Origin of the sequence: Vibrio sp. Y58_MX_L22, assembly GCF_024181865.1 — a bacterium.
GTDB classification, from domain to species: domain Bacteria; phylum Pseudomonadota; class Gammaproteobacteria; order Enterobacterales; family Vibrionaceae; genus Vibrio; species Vibrio alginolyticus.
Genome location: NZ_JAMZAN010000010.1, coordinates 113100 through 131924, shown reverse-complemented (window position 1 = coordinate 131924; position 18825 = coordinate 113100). Strand labels below are relative to the sequence as shown.

The 18825-nt window shown below is 44.3% G+C and carries 16 protein-coding genes; 4 read left to right on the top strand and 12 right to left on the bottom strand.

From position 1 onward, the window contains the following. Positions 1-199 precede the first annotated feature (199 nt). The 6 genes from vpsR to xerD all read right to left on the bottom strand — a co-directional run bounded on the left by vpsR (position 200) and on the right by xerD (position 8150). The gene (gene vpsR / locus NL626_RS19610; protein ID WP_017635067.1) at positions 200-1534 is read right to left on the bottom strand and encodes a cyclic-di-GMP-binding transcriptional regulator VpsR; all 1335 of its coding nucleotides are present in this window, start codon (positions 1532-1534) and stop codon (positions 200-202) included. Positions 1535-1777: 243 nt separating this feature from the next. Beyond that, entirely contained in the window at positions 1778-3295 is a 1518-nt protein-coding gene (lysS, locus tag NL626_RS19605; RefSeq protein WP_005382861.1) for a lysine--tRNA ligase, read from the bottom strand. A 34-nt stretch (positions 3296-3329) separates the two neighbouring features. Then, positions 3330-4428, bottom strand: a protein-coding gene (gene prfB, locus NL626_RS19600; protein ID WP_100068604.1) for a peptide chain release factor 2 whose coding sequence is annotated in 2 segments (ribosomal slippage) — positions 3330-4352 and positions 4354-4428 — 1098 coding nt in all. Because the reading frame shifts where the segments join, the coding sequence is not laid out codon by codon here. A gap of 173 nt (positions 4429-4601) precedes the next feature. After that, entirely contained in the window at positions 4602-6341 is a 1740-nt protein-coding gene (gene recJ, locus NL626_RS19595; protein ID WP_253657662.1) for a single-stranded-DNA-specific exonuclease RecJ, read from the bottom strand. A gap of 43 nt (positions 6342-6384) precedes the next feature. Next, positions 6385-7173, bottom strand: coding sequence for a bifunctional protein-disulfide isomerase/oxidoreductase DsbC (gene dsbC / locus NL626_RS19590; RefSeq protein WP_005381786.1), 789 nt, complete (start codon positions 7171-7173; stop codon positions 6385-6387). A gap of 59 nt (positions 7174-7232) precedes the next feature. Further along, entirely contained in the window at positions 7233-8150 is a 918-nt protein-coding gene (xerD, locus tag NL626_RS19585) for a site-specific tyrosine recombinase XerD (RefSeq protein ID WP_005381788.1), read from the bottom strand. 157 nt (positions 8151-8307) lie between these two features. Here xerD and fldB point away from each other — a divergent pair, with 157 nt between their 5' ends. Beyond that, positions 8308-8826 carry a flavodoxin FldB gene (fldB, locus tag NL626_RS19580; RefSeq protein WP_253657661.1) on the top strand — a complete coding sequence of 173 codons (519 nt, stop codon included), beginning with the start codon at positions 8308-8310 and terminating at the stop codon, positions 8824-8826. 85 nt (positions 8827-8911) lie between these two features. Here the strand turns inward: fldB and brnQ are convergent, their stop codons facing one another. After that, entirely contained in the window at positions 8912-10222 is a 1311-nt protein-coding gene (gene brnQ, locus NL626_RS19575; RefSeq protein ID WP_005381792.1) for a branched-chain amino acid transport system II carrier protein, read from the bottom strand. Between the two features lie 330 nt (positions 10223-10552). On the opposite strand from brnQ, the gene NL626_RS19570 reads away from it, so the two are divergent. Both NL626_RS19570 and srmB read left to right on the top strand, forming a co-directional pair. Next, positions 10553-11272, top strand: a complete 720-nt coding sequence (locus NL626_RS19570; RefSeq protein WP_253657660.1) for a tRNA1(Val) (adenine(37)-N6)-methyltransferase — start codon at positions 10553-10555, stop codon at positions 11270-11272. Positions 11273-11379: 107 nt separating this feature from the next. Beyond that, a complete protein-coding gene (gene srmB, locus NL626_RS19565) occupies positions 11380-12603 on the top strand; it encodes an ATP-dependent RNA helicase SrmB (protein ID WP_005381797.1) in 1224 nt (407 codons plus the stop codon). A gap of 109 nt (positions 12604-12712) precedes the next feature. Here srmB and yaaA read toward each other — a convergent pair whose 3' ends face one another. Together yaaA and NL626_RS19555 are read right to left on the bottom strand one after the other, a co-directional pair. After that, positions 12713-13489 (bottom strand): peroxide stress protein YaaA, encoded by a 777-nt coding sequence (gene yaaA, locus NL626_RS19560; protein WP_005382848.1) that lies wholly within the window; start codon positions 13487-13489, stop codon positions 12713-12715. 110 nt (positions 13490-13599) lie between these two features. Beyond that, positions 13600-15033: a sodium:alanine symporter family protein gene (locus NL626_RS19555; protein ID WP_005381800.1), complete on the bottom strand. Its 1434-nt coding sequence runs from the start codon at positions 15031-15033 to the stop codon at positions 13600-13602. Between the two features lie 721 nt (positions 15034-15754). On the opposite strand from NL626_RS19555, the gene NL626_RS19550 reads away from it, so the two are divergent. Continuing rightward, positions 15755-15940, top strand: coding sequence for a DUF3545 family protein (locus NL626_RS19550; RefSeq protein ID WP_005381805.1), 186 nt, complete (start codon positions 15755-15757; stop codon positions 15938-15940). 236 nt (positions 15941-16176) lie between these two features. On the opposite strand, the gene NL626_RS19545 is transcribed toward NL626_RS19550, so the two are convergent. The 3 genes from NL626_RS19545 to nfo form a co-directional block, all read right to left on the bottom strand. Then, entirely contained in the window at positions 16177-16728 is a 552-nt protein-coding gene (locus tag NL626_RS19545; protein ID WP_005381807.1) for a hemerythrin domain-containing protein, read from the bottom strand. Positions 16729-16841: 113 nt separating this feature from the next. After that, positions 16842-17522, bottom strand: coding sequence for a uracil-DNA glycosylase (gene ung, locus NL626_RS19540; RefSeq protein ID WP_005382846.1), 681 nt, complete (start codon positions 17520-17522; stop codon positions 16842-16844). A gap of 289 nt (positions 17523-17811) precedes the next feature. Further along, entirely contained in the window at positions 17812-18696 is an 885-nt protein-coding gene (gene nfo, locus NL626_RS19535) for a deoxyribonuclease IV (protein WP_005382844.1), read from the bottom strand. Between the last annotated feature and the right edge of the window lie 129 nt (positions 18697-18825).

Here is an 18825-nt window from a genome sequence, read left to right as displayed (position 1 = left end):
ATGTTATTTGTCCTCTTTGACTTCTGGAAAAATCAAAGACGCATTTAGCATGAGTAGTTTTACAGGCAAAGCCGAAACGGATGATAACCACCTACTGAAGTAGGTGGTTTAGGGCTGAAAACAAAAAATAAAAAGAGCGGCTCTGTGGCCACTCTCTTTTATTGTATTTATTCGCCTATTTAACACAGGGAAAGGCCAACTACATGGCTTGTTCGGAAATCAAGTTATGTTTATTAAGTAGTCGATACATGGTTGCACGCGAAACTCCGAGCTCTTTCGCCGCATTTGAAACTTGACCAGAATGAGATTCCAAAACAACCAGCAACGCATCACGTTCACTCTTCTCACGGATTGATTTCAAGCTGCGCTTTGAGTCATTACGTTGAGGTAAATCTAAGTGATGCTCTTCAATCATTACGCTGTCGGACATTAATACCGCTCGCTTCACTTGGTTCATCAGCTCACGCACATTTCCAGGCCAGAAATAACGTGTCAGTGCCTTGAATGCATCCTCAGAAAAGCTTTTTGCTTGCGAGTTGTACTCTTTTGAGAACTCTTGTAAGTAGAAACGAGCCAGCAATGCGATGTCACTCGCACGTTCTTTCAAGCTAGGGACATTGATGCGCAGAACGTTGATGTAATGGTAAAGTTCTTCATTGAAGTCACCGTCAATCAAAGCTTTTTCAACATCTGACGAGTTAGCAGCAAGAATGCGTACGTTAACCGCTTTTACGCCATCTTTGGTATCAATGGTGCCTTCTTGCAAGAATCTCAGCAGATTCATTTGCTGCTCTTTTGAAATGGTAAGAATGTCATTAAACAACACGGTGCCACCATCTGCTTGTTCAAGCAGGCATGCTTCCATATCTTCATCGGCGTTAATACCAAATACTTCAGCTTGGAAACGTTGTTCATTGAGTGCGCGACAGTTAATTGCCATAAACGGTTTATGAGAGCGTGAAGAGACTTTATGGATGGCCCTAGCAACCGCCTCTTTACCAGTCCCACTTTCCCCAGAAATCAGAATGCTGACGTCCGTTGGACCAATGCGCTTCACTTGATCGCGTAAACGTTTCATCGGGATAGATTCACCGATCAGACCCATATCTAAACTGCTACCAAAACTAGGCCAAACTTTTTTCTCCAACTTAAGCATGCCAAGCTGGTGACCTATTGTGCTTAATAACTGTGCATCTGGGATCGGCGCTGTGAAAAAGTCGATACAAAAGTTAACAATGAACTGGCATATGGTGTCAGTGCCAAGCTGAGATTCACGAATAAACGCTAACCAACGTACGTGTTTGTGAGAGCTGACTAAGTTCGCCAAACCATTCAAGCTGAACTCGTCATGGCTGAGATCAACAATACCGATACATGGACCAATATCTTCTAACAGCGTATTAGCTTTGCGTAAATCACCTACTTGGTGACACTTCCAGCCCACTTGCTCCAGTACCGATAACCAAGGCTCATAAGTACCGCCAACTACCACAAGCGATCCCGGGATGGAATCCATCTTAAACTGCCCAGCCATTCTCTAACCCTTTTTCATTGTTAATAGAAATTTTGTGCCACAAACTTATCTTTGCGAGCGGGTAACATTATCGAGACTCCGCCCCCTCACGTCTGTCTCAGTATTAAGACTATGCAATAGATTGAGATTTGGCGAATGTTTATTTGCATATCCCATTAAAAGGCAAATGCAACAACTTGAATTAACTTAACTAAAAGGCAAAAAAAAACCACCCGAAGGTGGTTTTTTACTCATCCTATCGAATTACGCTTGCGGGCGCATTGCAGGGAATAGGATCACGTCACGGATAGTGTGCGTGTTAGTCAGTAGCATAACCAAACGGTCGATACCGATACCTTGGCCTGCTGTTGGCGGTAGGCCGTGCTCTAGAGCAGTGATGTAGTCTGCATCGTAGAACATTGCTTCGTCGTCACCAGACTCTTTCGCTTCAACCTGTGCTTTAAAGCGTGCATCTTGGTCTTCAGCATCGTTAAGCTCTGAGAAACCGTTCGCTACTTCACGGCCACCGATAAAGAACTCAAAGCGGTCTGTAAAGAACGGGTTATCATCGCTACGACGAGCCAACGGAGAAATATCTGCTGGGTAACCAGTGATGAACGTAGGCTGCATTAGCTTAGGTTCTGCTGTTTCACCAAAGATCTCTTCAAGAAGCTGACCACATGTCCAGAAAGGTTCTACTTCAACGTGAACAGATTTCGCGATAGAAACCATTAGATCACGGTTTTGTAGGTCTTCTTCTGTTAGCGCTTGGATTTGCGCGTGGTCTGGGTTGTAGTGCTTGATTGCTTCGAACATGCTCATACGAGTGTAAGTACCACCAAACTCAACCGTTTCATCACCGTAAGGCATTGACGTTGAACCTAGAACTTCTTGCGCCACTGAGCTTAGTAGTTCTTCAGTTAGGTCCATCAGATCTTTGTAGTCTGCGTACGCCATGTAGAATTCCATCATTGTGAATTCTGGGTTGTGGCGTGGAGAAAGGCCTTCGTTACGGAAGTTACGGTTGATTTCGAATACGCGATCAAAACCACCAACAACTAGACGCTTCAGGTATAGCTCTGGCGCGATACGTAGGTACATTGGCATGTCTAGTGCGTTGTGGTGCGTGATAAATGGACGCGCACTCGCACCGCCAGGGATAACATGCATCATTGGCGTTTCAACTTCCATGAACTGCTTAGAGATCATGAAGTTGCGGATTGCAGACATTACTTTAGAACGTACTACAAACGCTTGACGAGAGTCTTCGTTAACGATCAGGTCAACGTAACGTTGGCGGTAACGCATCTCTTGGTCAGTTAGACCGTGGAACTTCTCTGGAAGTGGACGTAGTGCTTTGGTTAGCAACTCGTACTCTTCCATGTTCACGTATAGGTCACCTTTACCAGACTTATGAAGTGCACCTTTAACACCGATGATGTCACCGATATCTAGACCTTGGTATTTTTCTTTAAGTACTTTTTGAACCGCTTTGTCAGCATAAGCTTGGATACGGCCAGAAGTTTCTTGAATTACCAAGAATGGACCACGTTTAGCCATGATACGGCCTGCGATTGCTACTACGTGGTTAAGCTCTTCTAGCTCTTCCTTCGTCTTTTCACCGAACTCTTTCTGAAGGTCGCCCGCTAGTGCGTCACGACGGAAGTCGTTTGGATGGCCGTTCGCTTTGCAGCTCTTTCGGATTGCATCCAGTTTAGCGCGGCGTTCAGCAATCAGCTTATTTTCTTCTAGTACAGTTTCGTTTTGAACAGCATCAGTCATTTTCGATGTATCCTGTTTTTGTCGGTGAAAAGCTTTATAGACCTGATTTCAGGCTAGCTTCAATAAATTTGTCCAGATCGCCATCAAGAACCGCTTGAGTATTACGGTTTTCAATGCCCGTACGGAGGTCCTTAATACGTGAGTCATCCAATACGTAAGAACGGATCTGGCTACCCCAGCCAATGTCAGACTTAGCGTCTTCATTAGCTTGTTTTTCCGCATTTTGCTTTTGCAATTCAAGCTCAAATAGCTTCGCTCGAAGCTGTTTCATTGCCTGATCTTTGTTCTTATGTTGAGAACGGTCATTCTGACACTGAACCACTGTGTTCGTAGGTACGTGCGTAATACGTACCGCAGATTCTGTGGTGTTTACGTGCTGACCACCTGCGCCTGACGCACGGTAAACGTCAATACGTAGGTCGGAAGGATTAATGTCGATGTCGATGTTTTCATCAATCTCTGGATAGATGAACGCAGAAGCAAATGACGTATGGCGACGACCGCCTGAATCGAACGGAGATTTACGAACAAGACGATGAACGCCCGTTTCAGTACGTAACCAACCGTACGCATATTCACCAGAGATGCGAACTGTTGCCGACTTAAGACCCGCGACTTCACCTTCAGAGACTTCAATCACTTCAGCTTTGAAGCCCTTCGCTTCTGCCCAACGTAGGTACATACGCAGCAGCATGTTAGTCCAGTCTTGTGCTTCTGTACCACCAGAGCCAGCTTGCAAATCGATGTAACAATCAGAGCTATCGTGGTCGCCAGAGAACATACGACGGAATTCAAGCTTTTCTAGCTTCTCTTCCAACTCAGCAAGTTCTGGTTCAATTTCGTCAAATGTTTCTTGATCTTCTTCTTCTACAGCCAGCTCAAGAAGACCTTCTACATCTTCCACACCTTGCTCTAGTTGATCAATGGTTTCAACAACCGCTTCTAGTGATGCACGCTCTTTACCCAGTGCTTGCGCACGCTCAGGTTCGTTCCATACATCTGGTTGTTCAAGTTCTGCGTTGACTTCTTCTAGACGCTCTTTCTTCGCGTCATAGTCAAAGATACCCCCTCAGGACATTTGTGCGCTGAGACACGTCCTGCAGACGGTTTTTAATTGGATTGATTTCAAACATGTTTACTCAACATTTTAGAATAGAATTTAACCGAGAAATTCTACTGAAAAATGTGACCGAGATACAGGAAAATTTCGGATGAGAAATCAGATTGCGGTGAGAGAGAGCACGGTCATAAAATTTTACGCCCACTTAGGGGCAACCGTACTCTATAAGAAAGGTTGATCTAGGTATTACTTAGCTTCGATATGGTCGATCATCAATTGCAATGATTGATTACCACGAAATTCATTCACATCCAGCTTATACGCGAGATGTACTGTTTTAACCGATGCATCTGGCCATCGACGTAGATCAACATTGAATGCAATACCGTCGATCATCACATTGGTAGGGTGACCTTTATAAAGCGGCTCTAACATCAATTTAAGATGCTTCTCACCCACCAGCTTTTGATGCAGTACTTTAAACTCACCATCAAAGATTGGCTCTGGGAAAGCTTGTCCAAAAGGGCCACCCGATCGCAGCTGTTCAGCAACGTGCATAGAGAACTCTTCCGGCTTAAGTTCACCATCTGACATGATCACGCCTTTTAGCGCCGCTTCATCGAGTTCCTTTTTTACCACTTCATCAAACAAACGACTGAAACGCTCAAAATCCTGCTCTTTAATCGTTAAGCCTGCTGCCATGGCGTGTCCACCAAACTTGATGATCAAACCCGGGTTTTGCGTATCGATGAAATCCAACGCATCGCGCATGTGTAGCCCCGGAATAGAACGACACGAGCCTTTAATCGTCCCTTCTCCACCATCAGCAAATGCAATGACTGGACGATGAAACTTCTCTTTAATGCGCGAAGCCAAAATACCAATCACACCTTGGTGCCAATCACGTTGGAATAAGGCTAAGCCATAAGGAAGCTCATTGCCTTCACCAAACTGAAGGCGCTCACAGAAAGCCATCGCTTCTTGCCTCATGCCTTCTTCAATCTCTTTACGAGTCTGGTTCAAGCCATCCAATTCACTTGCCATGCGACGAGCTGCGTGGATGTTGTTACACATCAGCAGTTCAACACCGAAAGACATATCATCAAGACGGCCTGCTGCGTTAATACGTGGACCTAAAGCAAAGCCAAAATCGGACGCAACTAAACGACGCGCATCGCGCTTAGCGACCTCAATTAACGCTTGGATGCCGGGACGCGCTTTGCCCGCACGAATACGTTGCAAACCTTGGTGTACAAGAATGCGGTTGTTTTCATCCAATGGAACGACGTCGGCGACGGTACCCAGTGCAACAAGGTCAATCAGTTCCATCAACTTGGGCTCTTGCATCCCCTGTTCTGCAAACCAATTGTGTTTTCGCATATGAACGCATAGTGCCATCATGAGATAAAACGCGACCCCCACACCCGCAAGCGCTTTAGATGGAAAGCTACAGCTCTCAAGGTTTGGGTTCACCATCGCATCCACATCAGGCAACACTTGTCCTGGCAAGTGGTGATCGGTAACAAGCACGGTAATGCCACTTTCTTTTGCGTAACGCACGCCTTCGATTGATGAGACGCCGTTATCCACCGTCATGATCATCTCAGCGCCAAGCTCTAAGGCTTGGTCAACGACTTCTGGACTTAACCCATAACCGTCTTCAAAACGATTTGGCACTAAGTAATCCACATTGTGACTACCAAGCATACGCAGCGCGAGTACTGATAATGCTGAGCTTGTCGCACCATCAGCGTCAAAATCACCGACAACGATGATGCGTTTTTGTTCTTTTATCGCCTGAAACAAAAGATCGACAGCTTGCTCAATCCCCCCGAGTTTTTGATATGAATGCAACCCACGGGCCGACGTTTCTAATTGTGAAAGATCCGTTATCCCACGGTTGATGTAGATACGTTTAAGAATCGGAGGAATGGAATCAGGAAGAAGGGAAAGATCAGGTTCAGGACGTCGTTGAATTTCTATCATGCTTAAAAGAGCCGACAACTTTGCCGACTCTGCTCCTAATGGATTATAGTTGCTTTAAACGTTTCAATAGCTCTGCAGGTGGTAGGTAGCCACCAACCATTTCGCCATTCGGTAAGAAGATTGCTGGCGTACCAGAAATACCCAATTGGCGACCTAGATTGTAATGCGCCTGGATGGTTTCTTTACACTGTTTCAGGTCTTTCGCAGGGTTATCAAATGTACGATTCACTTTCGCGTTGTGCATTGCCGACGCCGGATCTTCAGCACACCAAATCGTTGCCATTTGCTCTGCCACAGGGCCAGTTGCACCTTGGCGAGGGTAAGCCATGTAACGCACTGTAATACCTAGATCATTATAGCCTTGCATTTGGCTATGCAGACGCACACAGTAACCACATGTGATATCAGTGAATACGGTCACAACGTACTTTTCATCGTCGGCTTTGTATTCGATCATGCTATCGGAGAACTGCGCAATTTTCTCGGCGTTAAGTGGCGCTTGACGCTCTGCTATGACATCTTTGTAACTGCCATCATCATTAATGGCATAAAGCGTACCGGCGATAAAATGGCTACCATCATTTGAAGCAAACAGGATCCCGCCATTGGTTTGAATTTCCAATAAGCCAGCGACGTCTGATGGTTGAATATCAACGATAGATAAACCAAGCTTTGAGAACTTAGTTTTTAATGCTGCTTCATCAAAGCCGCTCTGGGCAGCTGGCGCCACTTGTTGCGCAGGAGTCTCCGTTTGAGCCTGACTTTCTTCTGCACCACAAGCGGTAACAAAAAATGGTAAAGTCAGCAGAGTTAGTCGGCGTAATACGCTCATGAAATTCACCTTAATGTAAAATCGTTTTTCCAAGAAGACATGGATGAATCTAACCATTGTTATGCTCTTGGGTGGTGTTGACTGTGGATCTGCTTCAATCGTTCAGTCGCCACGTGAGTATAAATTTGCGTGGTCGATAAGTCACTATGTCCTAAAAGCATCTGTACGACCCTGAGATCTGCGCCATAGTTCAATAAATGCGTGGCAAAGGCATGACGCAGTACGTGCGGCGACAGCTGATCAGTATCAATCCCTGCTATCAAAGCATAGTACTTAATACGGTGCCAAAACGTCTGACGAGTCATTTGTCTTGCGCGTTTACTAGGAAAAACAATATCAGATGATGTATCACCAAGTAACGCAGGGCGCCCTTGTTGAATGAACGTCTCGATCCAATCGACCGCGTTTTCCCCCATAGGAACCAGGCGTTCTTTACCGCCTTTACCAGTCACGCGCACCACCCCTTGGCGCAAGCTAACATTTTCCATGGTCAAACTGACGAGCTCTGTCACACGCAACCCTGTCGCGTAGAGTAGCTCTAGCATCGCTTTATCGCGCAATTCTATAGGGTCATTCGGGTCTGGCGCTTCGAGCAACGCGTCCACTTGCTCTTCACTAATATCTTTGGGTAAACGTTGTGGCAGTTTAGGGCTAACCAAGAGCGCACTCGGGTCATCAGCACGCACCTTCTCACGATGCAGGTATTGAAATAAACGACGAATAGCCGACAACATACGCGCACGGGACGTCTGTTTGTAATCTAAGTCTACAAGGTGGCTTTGATATTCTTGCAAGCCAGACAAACTGATAAAATCAAGACGGTATCGATGTTTTTCCATCCACACGAGCAGCTTCATTAAATCGTTTCGGTAGGAAGCCAACGTGTTCTCTGATAGGCCACGCTCCATCCACATCGCATCTAAGAATTGCTCAACAAGCGAAAAATCTTGTTGATTGACAGGCTGTTGTGCCGTCATGAATGCTTCCTTATCTGTTTATATTTACAGTATTTAGATTAAAGCACCTGCCAATCCAATACCATAAAAAATCATCCCACATAGGATATTCGCTGCAATCTTCCTCAATTTATGGTTAGAATCTTCCACAACAGCAACACAAATAACGACGAATATAATGAAAATCGGACTCTTTTACGGCTCAACGACCTGCTACACCGAAATGGCAGCAGAGAAAATTCGTACCCTTATTGGTGAAGACCTTGTCGACATTCACAATGTGAAAGAGACACCGTTATCACTAATGGCGGACTACGACTTATTACTCCTTGGCATCTCAACTTGGGATTTTGGTGAAATTCAAGAAGATTGGAACGCGATTTGGCAAGACATCGCGACCACGCCACTGAAAGGCAAAGTTGTAGCGCTGTTTGGCCTGGGTGACCAAGAAGGTTACGGAGAGTGGTATTTAGATGCGATGGGCTTACTTCACGATGAATTACAAGCCACAGACGCAACCTTTATCGGTTACTGGCCAAATGAAGGCTACGAATTTGAAGCATCGAAAGCACTGATCGAAGATGGCAGCAAGTTTGTTGGACTTGCGTTAGATGAAGACTCACAGTACGAACTGAGTGATGAACGCATCGAAAAATGGTGTGAACAAGTTCTTGTGGAATTCCACGACACGCTTTAATAGCGCAAACACGTAATCATTAAAAAGTAAAAAGCCCGATGAAGTAATTCATCGGGCTTTTTATTATCTTGATAACGCGAAGTGATTACGCGGTTTCTTGTGCTAGTTCTGGGCGAGGTTTCGCGATGAAGAACATGCACACGATAGCCGCAAATGTTGGAAGCACCCAACCCATGCCGACTTCGAATAGTGGCAACATGTTAAACGCAGAAACATCAATACCCGATACTTTTGCCGCATCAACCAACGCAAACAACAGAGATACAAGCAGTACCGCGCGGTAAGCAAAACGTGGATTTGGCAGTTTGCTGCGCACAAATGTTAGTGCAACCAACGCAATCGCCACAGGGTACAGCGCAAACAATACTGGCACTGACAGAGAAATCAGCTGTGCAAGACCAACGTTTGCAACCAATGCACAAACAGAACCATTAATCAGTACCCATTGCTTGTATGACAGTGGTGTTTTCGAGCTGAAGAAATCTGAACACGCAGAAATCAAGCCAATCGCGGTTGTCAGACACGCTAGCAATACGATGACAGACAGAACGATTTGACCGTATGGACCAAACAACGCTTGAACGTATTGGCTAAGCACTAGGCCACCATTATCAGCACCAGCAGCAACCGTTGCACTCGTCGCACCTAAGTAAAATAGTGAGATGTAAACAAACGCAAGACCAGCAGCAGCAATACAACCTGCATAGATCAGATATTTAGTAGTTGCAGAGCGCTCAGTAATGCCTTTACCGCGCAGTGCATCAACCATCAGCATACCAAACATCAATGACGCGAACGTATCCATTGTGTTGTAGCCTTCTAAGAAGCCTTTGGTCAGAGGCTGCGTTAGGTATTCACCGTGCGCGCCTATCATATCGCCCTGAGGATCAAGGAAGACAGCGACAGCAAGAATGATCAAACCAACAAACAATGCTGGTGTCAGTACTTTACCGATAAGATCGATCAAACGACCTTGGAACCATGAGAACATCATCGCTGCGATAAAAAAGATCACTGAGAACGCTGTCAGATGCGTTTGTGATGCCTCAAGGAAGAAAGGTTTCACCGCCATCTCGTAAGCCACTAGGCCAGTACGAGGCGCTGCAAACGCAGGACCAATGATGATGAAAATCAGTGCAGCCATAAGAACTGCCGCTTTTTTCGGAAGATCTTGCGTCAAGTGATCCCAAGAACCACCAGCAACAGCAATAGCAACGATAGTAATAAGAGGTAGACCTACCGCTGTTAGCAAGAAACCAAACATAGCTGGCATTAAGTTTTCACCCGCTAACTGACCCGCTAGAGGTGGAAAGATAATATTGCCCGCACCTAAAAAGAACGCAAATAGCATAAAGCCTACTGCGATAATATCTGTTAGTTTTAACGTCTGCTTCACAGATAACCCTTGTCTTTTAATTAATGAATGTTGTGTATGCTTAGACCACTTTTTGTATACCTAAAGTCAATAAGTACACGTGGTTCAATCTATAAAATTTTCGCCGCATAATGACGAAAGACTCATCATTTGGCAACCTTTAAGAAAAAAACACCATATTAATTTAGTTTTCAAACTTAAAAGCAGTGGATATAACCAGATCCAAATAACAGACCAGTTCTTTATCTCGATCAATTAACAATACAATTTAATAACCAACAAAACAACAATCTATACAATTAATAAACAATAGAGCAATCCACTTAATTATTGAGCAAATATAAAACAATCATGAAGAACAAAACACTGAAAACTAAAGGCTTCAATTTTAAGCAATTTTGTATTGAGGGCGGCGAGAGTGGTATGCCAGTCAGCACAGATGGGGTAATGCTTGGTGCTTGGATTCAAAGCCCTAACGACGCTAAAATTCTCGATATTGGCACTGGCACTGGCCTGCTTGCCCTGATGTGTGCTCAACGCTTTACGAAAGCTCAAATAACCGCGGTCGATATCGAATTAACAGCCGTTGTTGCCGCGCAAAAAAATATGGCCCAGTCTCCTTGGTCAGATCGTGTAAGTGTGCATCACACCGACATACTGCACTTTACGCCGACACATCCATTCCAACGCATCATTTGTAACCCGCCCTACTTCAACAGCGGCGAGCAATCGAAACACAGTCAACGTGCAACCGCGAGGCACACTGATACGCTAGGCCATAACGCATTGCTACAGCGTTGCTATCATTTGCTTGATGACGAAGGGAGAGCTAGTTTTGTGTTGCCAATCACCGAAGGCGAGCAGTTCATTGAGCTAGCATTAAACCAAGGTTGGTATCTATCGAGGATCTGTCGTGTGCAACCATCAGAAAAGAAACCAGTACACCGATTGTTATTTGAACTGTCAAAACGACCTTGCGATTCGCAAACGTCACATTTAATTATCCGTTCAAATGACGGCTATAGTGATGATTTCATCCAGTTAACTCGCGAGTTTTATCTTAAGATGTGAAATAACATGTGATCCTTATCACCAATCACTTTATAATGTGCGACCTTTTTGTATTCTATGCTGTTGTGGCGAACCATTAACCAAGCTTTGCTTGTGGAGAACTCATTGTGATCAGAACCTTTGCTGAACTTGATCTAGACCAAAACCTACTTGAAGCCATTGAAGAGATGGGTTACGAACGCCCAACAAAAATTCAGGCAGAAGCGATTCCACAAGCGTTGGACGGTCGTGACATTCTAGCGTCAGCGCCAACAGGAACTGGTAAAACGGCCGCCTTCGTCCTGCCAGCATTGCAATACTTGCAAGACTTCCCTCGTCGTAAGCCTGGGCCTGCGCGTATTTTGATCCTAACGCCTACTCGCGAACTGGCGATGCAAATTGCCGATCAAGCACGTGCTTTGGCAAAAAATACCAAACTCAACATTTTCACCATCACTGGTGGTGTTCAGTACCAAGAGCACGCCGACATCCTTGCAACAACACAAGACATTGTGGTTGCGACACCTGGCCGTTTAAAAGAATACATTGATGCAGAACGTTTTGATTGTCGTGCAATCGAATGGTTAATCCTTGATGAAGCAGACCGTATGCTAGATATGGGTTTTGCTCCTACTGTCGATCGCCTATCTAACGAATGTCGCTGGCGTAAGCAAACCCTTCTGTTCTCAGCAACGTTAGAAGGGAAAGGCGTAGAAGGCTTTACCGCTGATCTGTTGAATGACCCAGCAGAGATTGATGCAAAATCACCGCTGCGTGAGCGTAAGAAAATTGCTCAGTGGTATCACCGAGCTGATGATGCTGAACACAAACTGGAATTACTAAAACACATTATTACTCAGCAAGCTGAGCGCACTATCGTCTTTTTAAAGACTCGTGAGCGTTTGGCTGAGCTACGAGCGCAGCTTGAAAGTGCACAGATTCCATGTTCTTGGATTCAAGGTGAAATGCCGCAAGATCGTCGTAACAATGCGATTTCTCGCTTCCGCGATGGTACTGTGAACGTGCTGCTAGCGACGGACGTTGCTGCGCGTGGTATCGATCTTCCGGATGTATCACACGTTATCAACTACGACATGCCGCGCACGGCTGATGTTTACCTTCACCGTATCGGCCGTACGGCTCGCGCAGGTAAGAAAGGTAACGCTATCTCAATCGTAGAAGCACACGACCAACCAATGATGGATCGCGTTGCGCGCTACGTGAAAGAAGACATCAAAGAGCGTTTCGTGAAAGAGATGCGTCCTAAACACAAAAAGCCTGTGTTTAAGAAGAAAAAGAAAAAAGACGACAAGAAAAAAGTAGCGAAAAAGAAAACCGCTAAGAAGAAGTAATCTTGTTGGAGCCAAGTAGCTCAAGCTAGAAAATAACAAAGGGTTGGCAATGCCAACCCTTTTTCGTTTGTGCTGATAGAGATTAACGTAGACTACGTCTCAATCAGCTTTATTTTTGCTCTTCACGTTTAAATACTAACTCTGTTGGCGTCGATTCATCTTCCACAAAGTAGTAACCCGCCGTATCAAACTTAGTCAGGTCTGCCACGCTCTCAACACGGTTTTCAATGATGTAACGCGCCATCATACCGCGCGCTTTCTTCGCGTAAAAACTGATGACCTTGTATTGACCATTCTTACAATCTTTGAATACTGGCGTGATCACTTGCGCATCTAAATTCTTTGGCTTAACCGCTTTAAAGTATTCATTTGATGCAAGGTTGATAAGGACATTATCACCTTGAGCAGAAATCGCTTCGTTAAGCTTGTCCGTAATTACATTGCCCCAAAACTGGTACAAGTTCGTACCCTTGTCGTTTGCAAGCTTGGTACCCATTTCAAGACGGTATGGCTGCATCAAATCAAGTGGTTTTAGTAAGCCATAAAGACCCGATAGCATACGCAGATGATCTTGAGCATATTCGAAGTCCGCTTCAGATAAACTTTCGGCGTCTAGACCTGTGTAAACGTCACCTTTAAATGCAAGAATGGCTTGTCGTGAGTTTTCCGTGGTAAACGTTTCACTCCATTCTTGGAATCGGCCCACATTTAAATCGGCAATCTTGTCGCTCACTTTCATTAAAGAGGCAACATCAGCAGGAGTCAGTTTGCGGCAAACATCGATAAGCTCTTTTGAGTATTCGACCAACTCAGGTTGAGTAAATTTTTCTGTCGCTAACGGAGACTCGTAATCAAGAGTCTTCGCTGGAGAAACTACGATAAGCATGACTTTCCCTTCTCTAATTTTGTTTTTAATAGGGTACAAAAAAAGCCATGCATTGTCTGCATGGCTTTTTACATCGTACTAATAGCTTTCAACTATGAGTGATAGCTCACTTAGTCTTTTTTATCGTTGTACCAAATGCCTTCTTCAAGCTGAGATTTCAGCTCTGGGAAGTCATTCGCATCAAATGTTGGCACTTTGCCTTCACCAAGCTGGCGGTTGTAATCTTTTGCCAGTTTAATCACGATGCCAGATAGCAAGATGATCGCCACCAAGTTGACTATCGCCATCAGACCCATAGAGACGTCAGCAAGCGACCATACGACTGGTAACGAAGCTAGTGCACCAAACATCACCATACCAAGAACAATAACGCGGAAAATGCTTAAGCCCGCTTTATGATTGTGCTCTAGGAAGATTAAGTTCGTTTCAGCATACGAGTAGTTTGCAATGATTGAAGTAAACGCAAAGAAGAAGATTGCCACAGCAACAAAGATGCCGCCCCAATCGCCAACTTGTGAGCTCAATGCTCGCTGAGTTAGCTCGATACCCGTCACTTCTGTTGCTTGACCGACATACTCACCAGACATCAGGATGATAGCCACTGTTGCAGAACAGATAACGATCGTATCCATGAACACGCCTAGCATCTGTACGTAACCTTGAGACGCTGGGTGTGGTGGGTAAGGTGTTGCTGAAGCTGCCGCGTTAGGTGCAGAACCCATACCTGCTTCATTCGAGAATAGACCGCGCTTGATACCGTTAATCATTGCCTGTGCAATTGCGTAGCCAAGACCACCTGCTGCTGCTTCTTGCAGACCAAATGCACTCTTAAAGATAAGCATCAATACATCAGGTAATTTCTCTAGGTTAGAGAACATGATGAACAGCGCTAGAGCTAGATAAAGTAGTGCCATGATCGGAACGATCATCTCAGCAACTCTTGCGATACGCTTGATGCCACCAAAAATAACAATTGCAGACAGTAAAACAACGGCAATACCGACATACAGATTATTCCAACCAAATGCGTTGCTCATTGCATTGGCAATTGAGTTAGCTTGTACGGCGTTGAATACCAAACCAAAAGCGATGATTAGGAAAACTGAGAACAACACGCCCATCCAACGCATGCCCAGGCCTTTTTCCATGTAGTAGGCAGGGCCACCACGGTAGTTGCCATCATCATCTTTGGTTTTGTATAGCTGCGCCAGTGTGCTCTCAGCAAACGATGTTGCCATACCAAGCATTGCAATCAGCCACATCCAGAAGATCGCACCAGGACCACCCGCAGTCAATGCAACTGCAACGCCCGCCATGTTACCTGTACCAACACGTGCAGCAAGACTAGTACAAAGCGCTTGGAAAGAGGAAATACCAGCTTTGTCTGCTTTACGGCTGTTCTTAAGAACAGAGAACATGTGGCCGAAATGGCGGAACTGAATGAACCCTAATCGAACGGTGAAGTAAATACCAACACCAACAAGAAGATAAACCAGAATCGAGCCCCAGAGGAGATCGTTCATCAAATTGATTAAGTCTGTCATGTGTACCTCAAAGTGAGTTGCGCCAGTCTATGCGTCCTAGCCATCCACCAAATTGCCTGCTAAGTGTCAAAGTGTGCTTAGCTTTTTAAGTAATGTTTATGGGCAATCTAGAATCGTAAACGTCGCTTCATGCATCCATTTTACGTACCAGCGTATTTTTTGACGGGCGGATAATGCAACCTAGGAGCGCAAAAATCAATATGCAACAACAAGAATAACATTGTTATTTTTCACTATAAAGTCACCAAAAAATAACATAAATAGAAGACTTAACACTCAAACTGCGCAACATTTCAATTACCAAACACCAACATAAATAATTATTCTTCATTAAATGGAATGGTAAACCGTATAAACAAGAACAAGCTAGTATTCACAAGGTGTTACATAAATTTACGCTAGTGACTTACCATCTAATTGAACACTATTTCATCAAACTGATTTTATGCAACTTTAACCTTTGCGCAGTGCACCCATTCATCAAATCGAATTAACATAGAAAATCTCTCTATTTAATCGTTTTCTTGAGATCGTTTGTGCATTTTTTATCCACATCGTTGCAATAAAAAGTGTGATTTTGAGAATATTTTTGCACGAAAATGTCATGCTACCGACACAAATGCGAAATATATCATGGTTATTCTCACGGCTATTGTGGTACTAAAAAAACTCCACAAGGACTGGTTACAACAGTTTAGCTTAAGAAAGGTAAAGGTGGCTTATGGAAGGCTTTCAACTAGATGACATTTTTAATCTGGATACTACCTCAACAACCAAATCTCGTGCCAAACCAGTAAAGCGAAAGTGGCGTGAAATAGAAGAGATGAACGACAGACGCAATTTGCTTAAAGAGCTGCGCGAACTTGATGTCTGTACCGATTATAACTTGGAAGACATTAAACTCTAATTCAAACAAAAGGCACCTTACAGGTGCCTTTTGTTTTTTGTTTACAGTGACCGTAAACACCGTGAGTTTATGTACCAAGGTTTAAGTATGAATACCATTATTACTCAATGAGAATCTTCCGTACTTTTTGCCGAGAAATATGCACACTAAATTTTCGGTTGATTCCCAATAAATAAGAAATGTATCTCACAAACCCGAGAGACGGCTTTCGCTCGCTCAGGTTTCATCATTCAGTCTTAAACATATTCAGTATCACTTTGACGAACACGTTCGGCCAACTGCTTATAACGATCAGCAATCGTGTCTCCAAACACAGGGTCATCCTCACTGACGCTCCATAAGCTCTCGACATGCTGCCAATCTTCTGTGGTAAATAACTCTTCAATGAGAGGCAAAATTTTTCGCTCTTCTAGCTCCAAGTGGTGCCTTTGCGATTCTATGAAATCTTCTAGGTGAGCGACAAACATGTCTTGTGGCACAACAGCATCCTGAAGGATCATCTCTATCACGGATGAAAACTCTCTGGTTTTACTCGCTAACTCTAGATGTTCTTTCTCTAAATTTTCCATGGTTTGTTGCTTACCATAGTGTTCAAGAAAGTGGTGATAGAGGATATCTTCTTTCGGGTGGTGTACTTTCTCCGAATGATTAGAGAGGTAATCAACAATCTCGCTTACTAACGCATAGTTGATTACACGTTCTTTTTTTATCTCATTAAGCTTATGGCGCAGTATCGCCAACAGACGAACCATATAACCATGTTCGCGTCGAATTCTTTCGATCATCATAGCGTCTCTCCTTAACACCTACTTTTAGTAAGTGTACATGAGAAATTTACTATCAGCCTCGAGCGTGCTCAAAAAAACAGCGATCATACCATCCATGATCGCTGTCTCTTCATTTATACCGTTAATGGCAAATGCCAGTTAATTGGTGCTTTTTCTTGTGATGTAAGCAACTGGTTTGCTTGAGAGAAATGCTTACAACCGAAAAAGCCTCGATGTGCAGAAAGTGGCGATGGGTGTGGGGCAGCTAACACATGGTGCTTATTGCGATCGATAAAACGACCTTTCTTCTGTGCATGTGAACCCCACAGCAAGAACACTACACCTTCTTGATGCTGATTAATGGCTTCAATCACTCGATCAGTAAACGTTTCCCAACCTGTCTTTGAATGTGAATGCGCTTTACCTTGCTCCACCGTTAATACCGTATTGAGTAACAATACGCCTTGTTCAGCCCAGCTTTGCAAAAAACCATGCTGAGGGATTTGGAAACCTTCAATATCTTGCGCCAGCTCTTTATACATATTAACCAGTGACGGTGGCGTTTTAATGCCAGGAAGTACAGAGAAACACAGGCCATGCGCCTGATTTGGGCCGTGGTATGGGTCTTGTCCTAGAATCACGACCTTAACGTCTTTGAACTCGGTAAAACGAAACGCGTTAAAGACATCTTTTGCGGGAGGAAAAATAGCTTTGCCTGCGGCGCGTTCGGCTTCAACAAAATTCAAGGTGTCTACAAAGTAGCTCTGCTTTTTCTCTTCGCCGATCACATCGTGCCAAGTGGGTGACTGATTCATGGAAAGTTCCTGTCCTAAATTTTGCTTCTATTCTAACGAGCGAAACTCAAACAAACAAAAACTTACCACGAACTTGAGACAAGTAATAAAAGACTAATGCTTCTGTGGCGTTCGAAAATGCCCCTGTCCGGTAATGTGACGATTAGGCATCGGTAAGCGAAGCACGCGACGAGTGAAAGCATAAGGAGTAAAAGAGAGTGGTCGAGACATGTTGGCATCCTTCTTTGCTAATTCAGAGATTGATGTTCAATGACTAAGAAAGAAAGGTGCCAACTTTGTGGTTACGCCATTAACTGGCAATGGCCGCTAAATGGAATTGACGCAACGTGTTGATCTCTTGCTGCCAAATATCTGGATCAATTGTTTCCAAAATCAGAGGGATACCATCAAAACGAGGGTCTTTCGCGATGTACTCAAAGCAATCCCACCCGATCTCTCCTTTACCTAGCGAATGGTGGCGATCTACTTTGCTGGCAAACTCTACTTTTGAATCATTTAGATGCATTGCTCTTAAATAGTGCATACCTACGATACGGTCGAACTCTGCAAAGGTGCGCTCGCAATCTTCTTTAGTACGTAAGTCATAACCAGCCGTAAAGGTATGGCAGGTATCAATACAAACGCCGACACGATCTTTATCTTCCACTTGCTCGATGATTTCAGCAAGGTGCTCAAACTTCCAGCCTAAGTTAGTGCCTTGACCTGCCGTATTCTCGATAACAGCGATCACATTCGGCACCGCTTTATGCGCAAGATTGATCGACTCGGCGATCGTTGCGAGGCACTCCTGTTCAGAGACTTTCTTTAGGTGACTACCCGGGTGGAAGTTAAGCAAAGTCAGCCCTAACTGATTACAACGCTCCATTTCATCAATAAATGCCGCGCGGGATTTATTCAGCTTTTCTTCTTCCGGCGCACCCAAGTTAATCAGATAAGAATCATGGGGAAGAATATGTTCTGCTCCGAAACCCAGCATTTTACAGTTCGCTTTAAACGCACTGATGGTTTTTGCTTCTAAAGGCTTCGCCACCCACTGGCGTTGGTTTTTTGTAAATAGTGCGAATGCATTCGCGCCAATTTCACGAGCTCTCAACGGAGCTTGATCGACCCCACCAGCAGCAGAGACATGTGCACCAATGAGTTTATTCCCAAGCTTGTTTTTCATGTTTGTCATTTAATCACTTTAGACTTTCAGTATTGCTACCTAAATACAGATAGTTGCGTTAACCAGTTTAAACTTCAATCTCAATTTGTAGTAAATTTACAACAAAACCAGTTATTAAATATTTTTTATATTATCAAA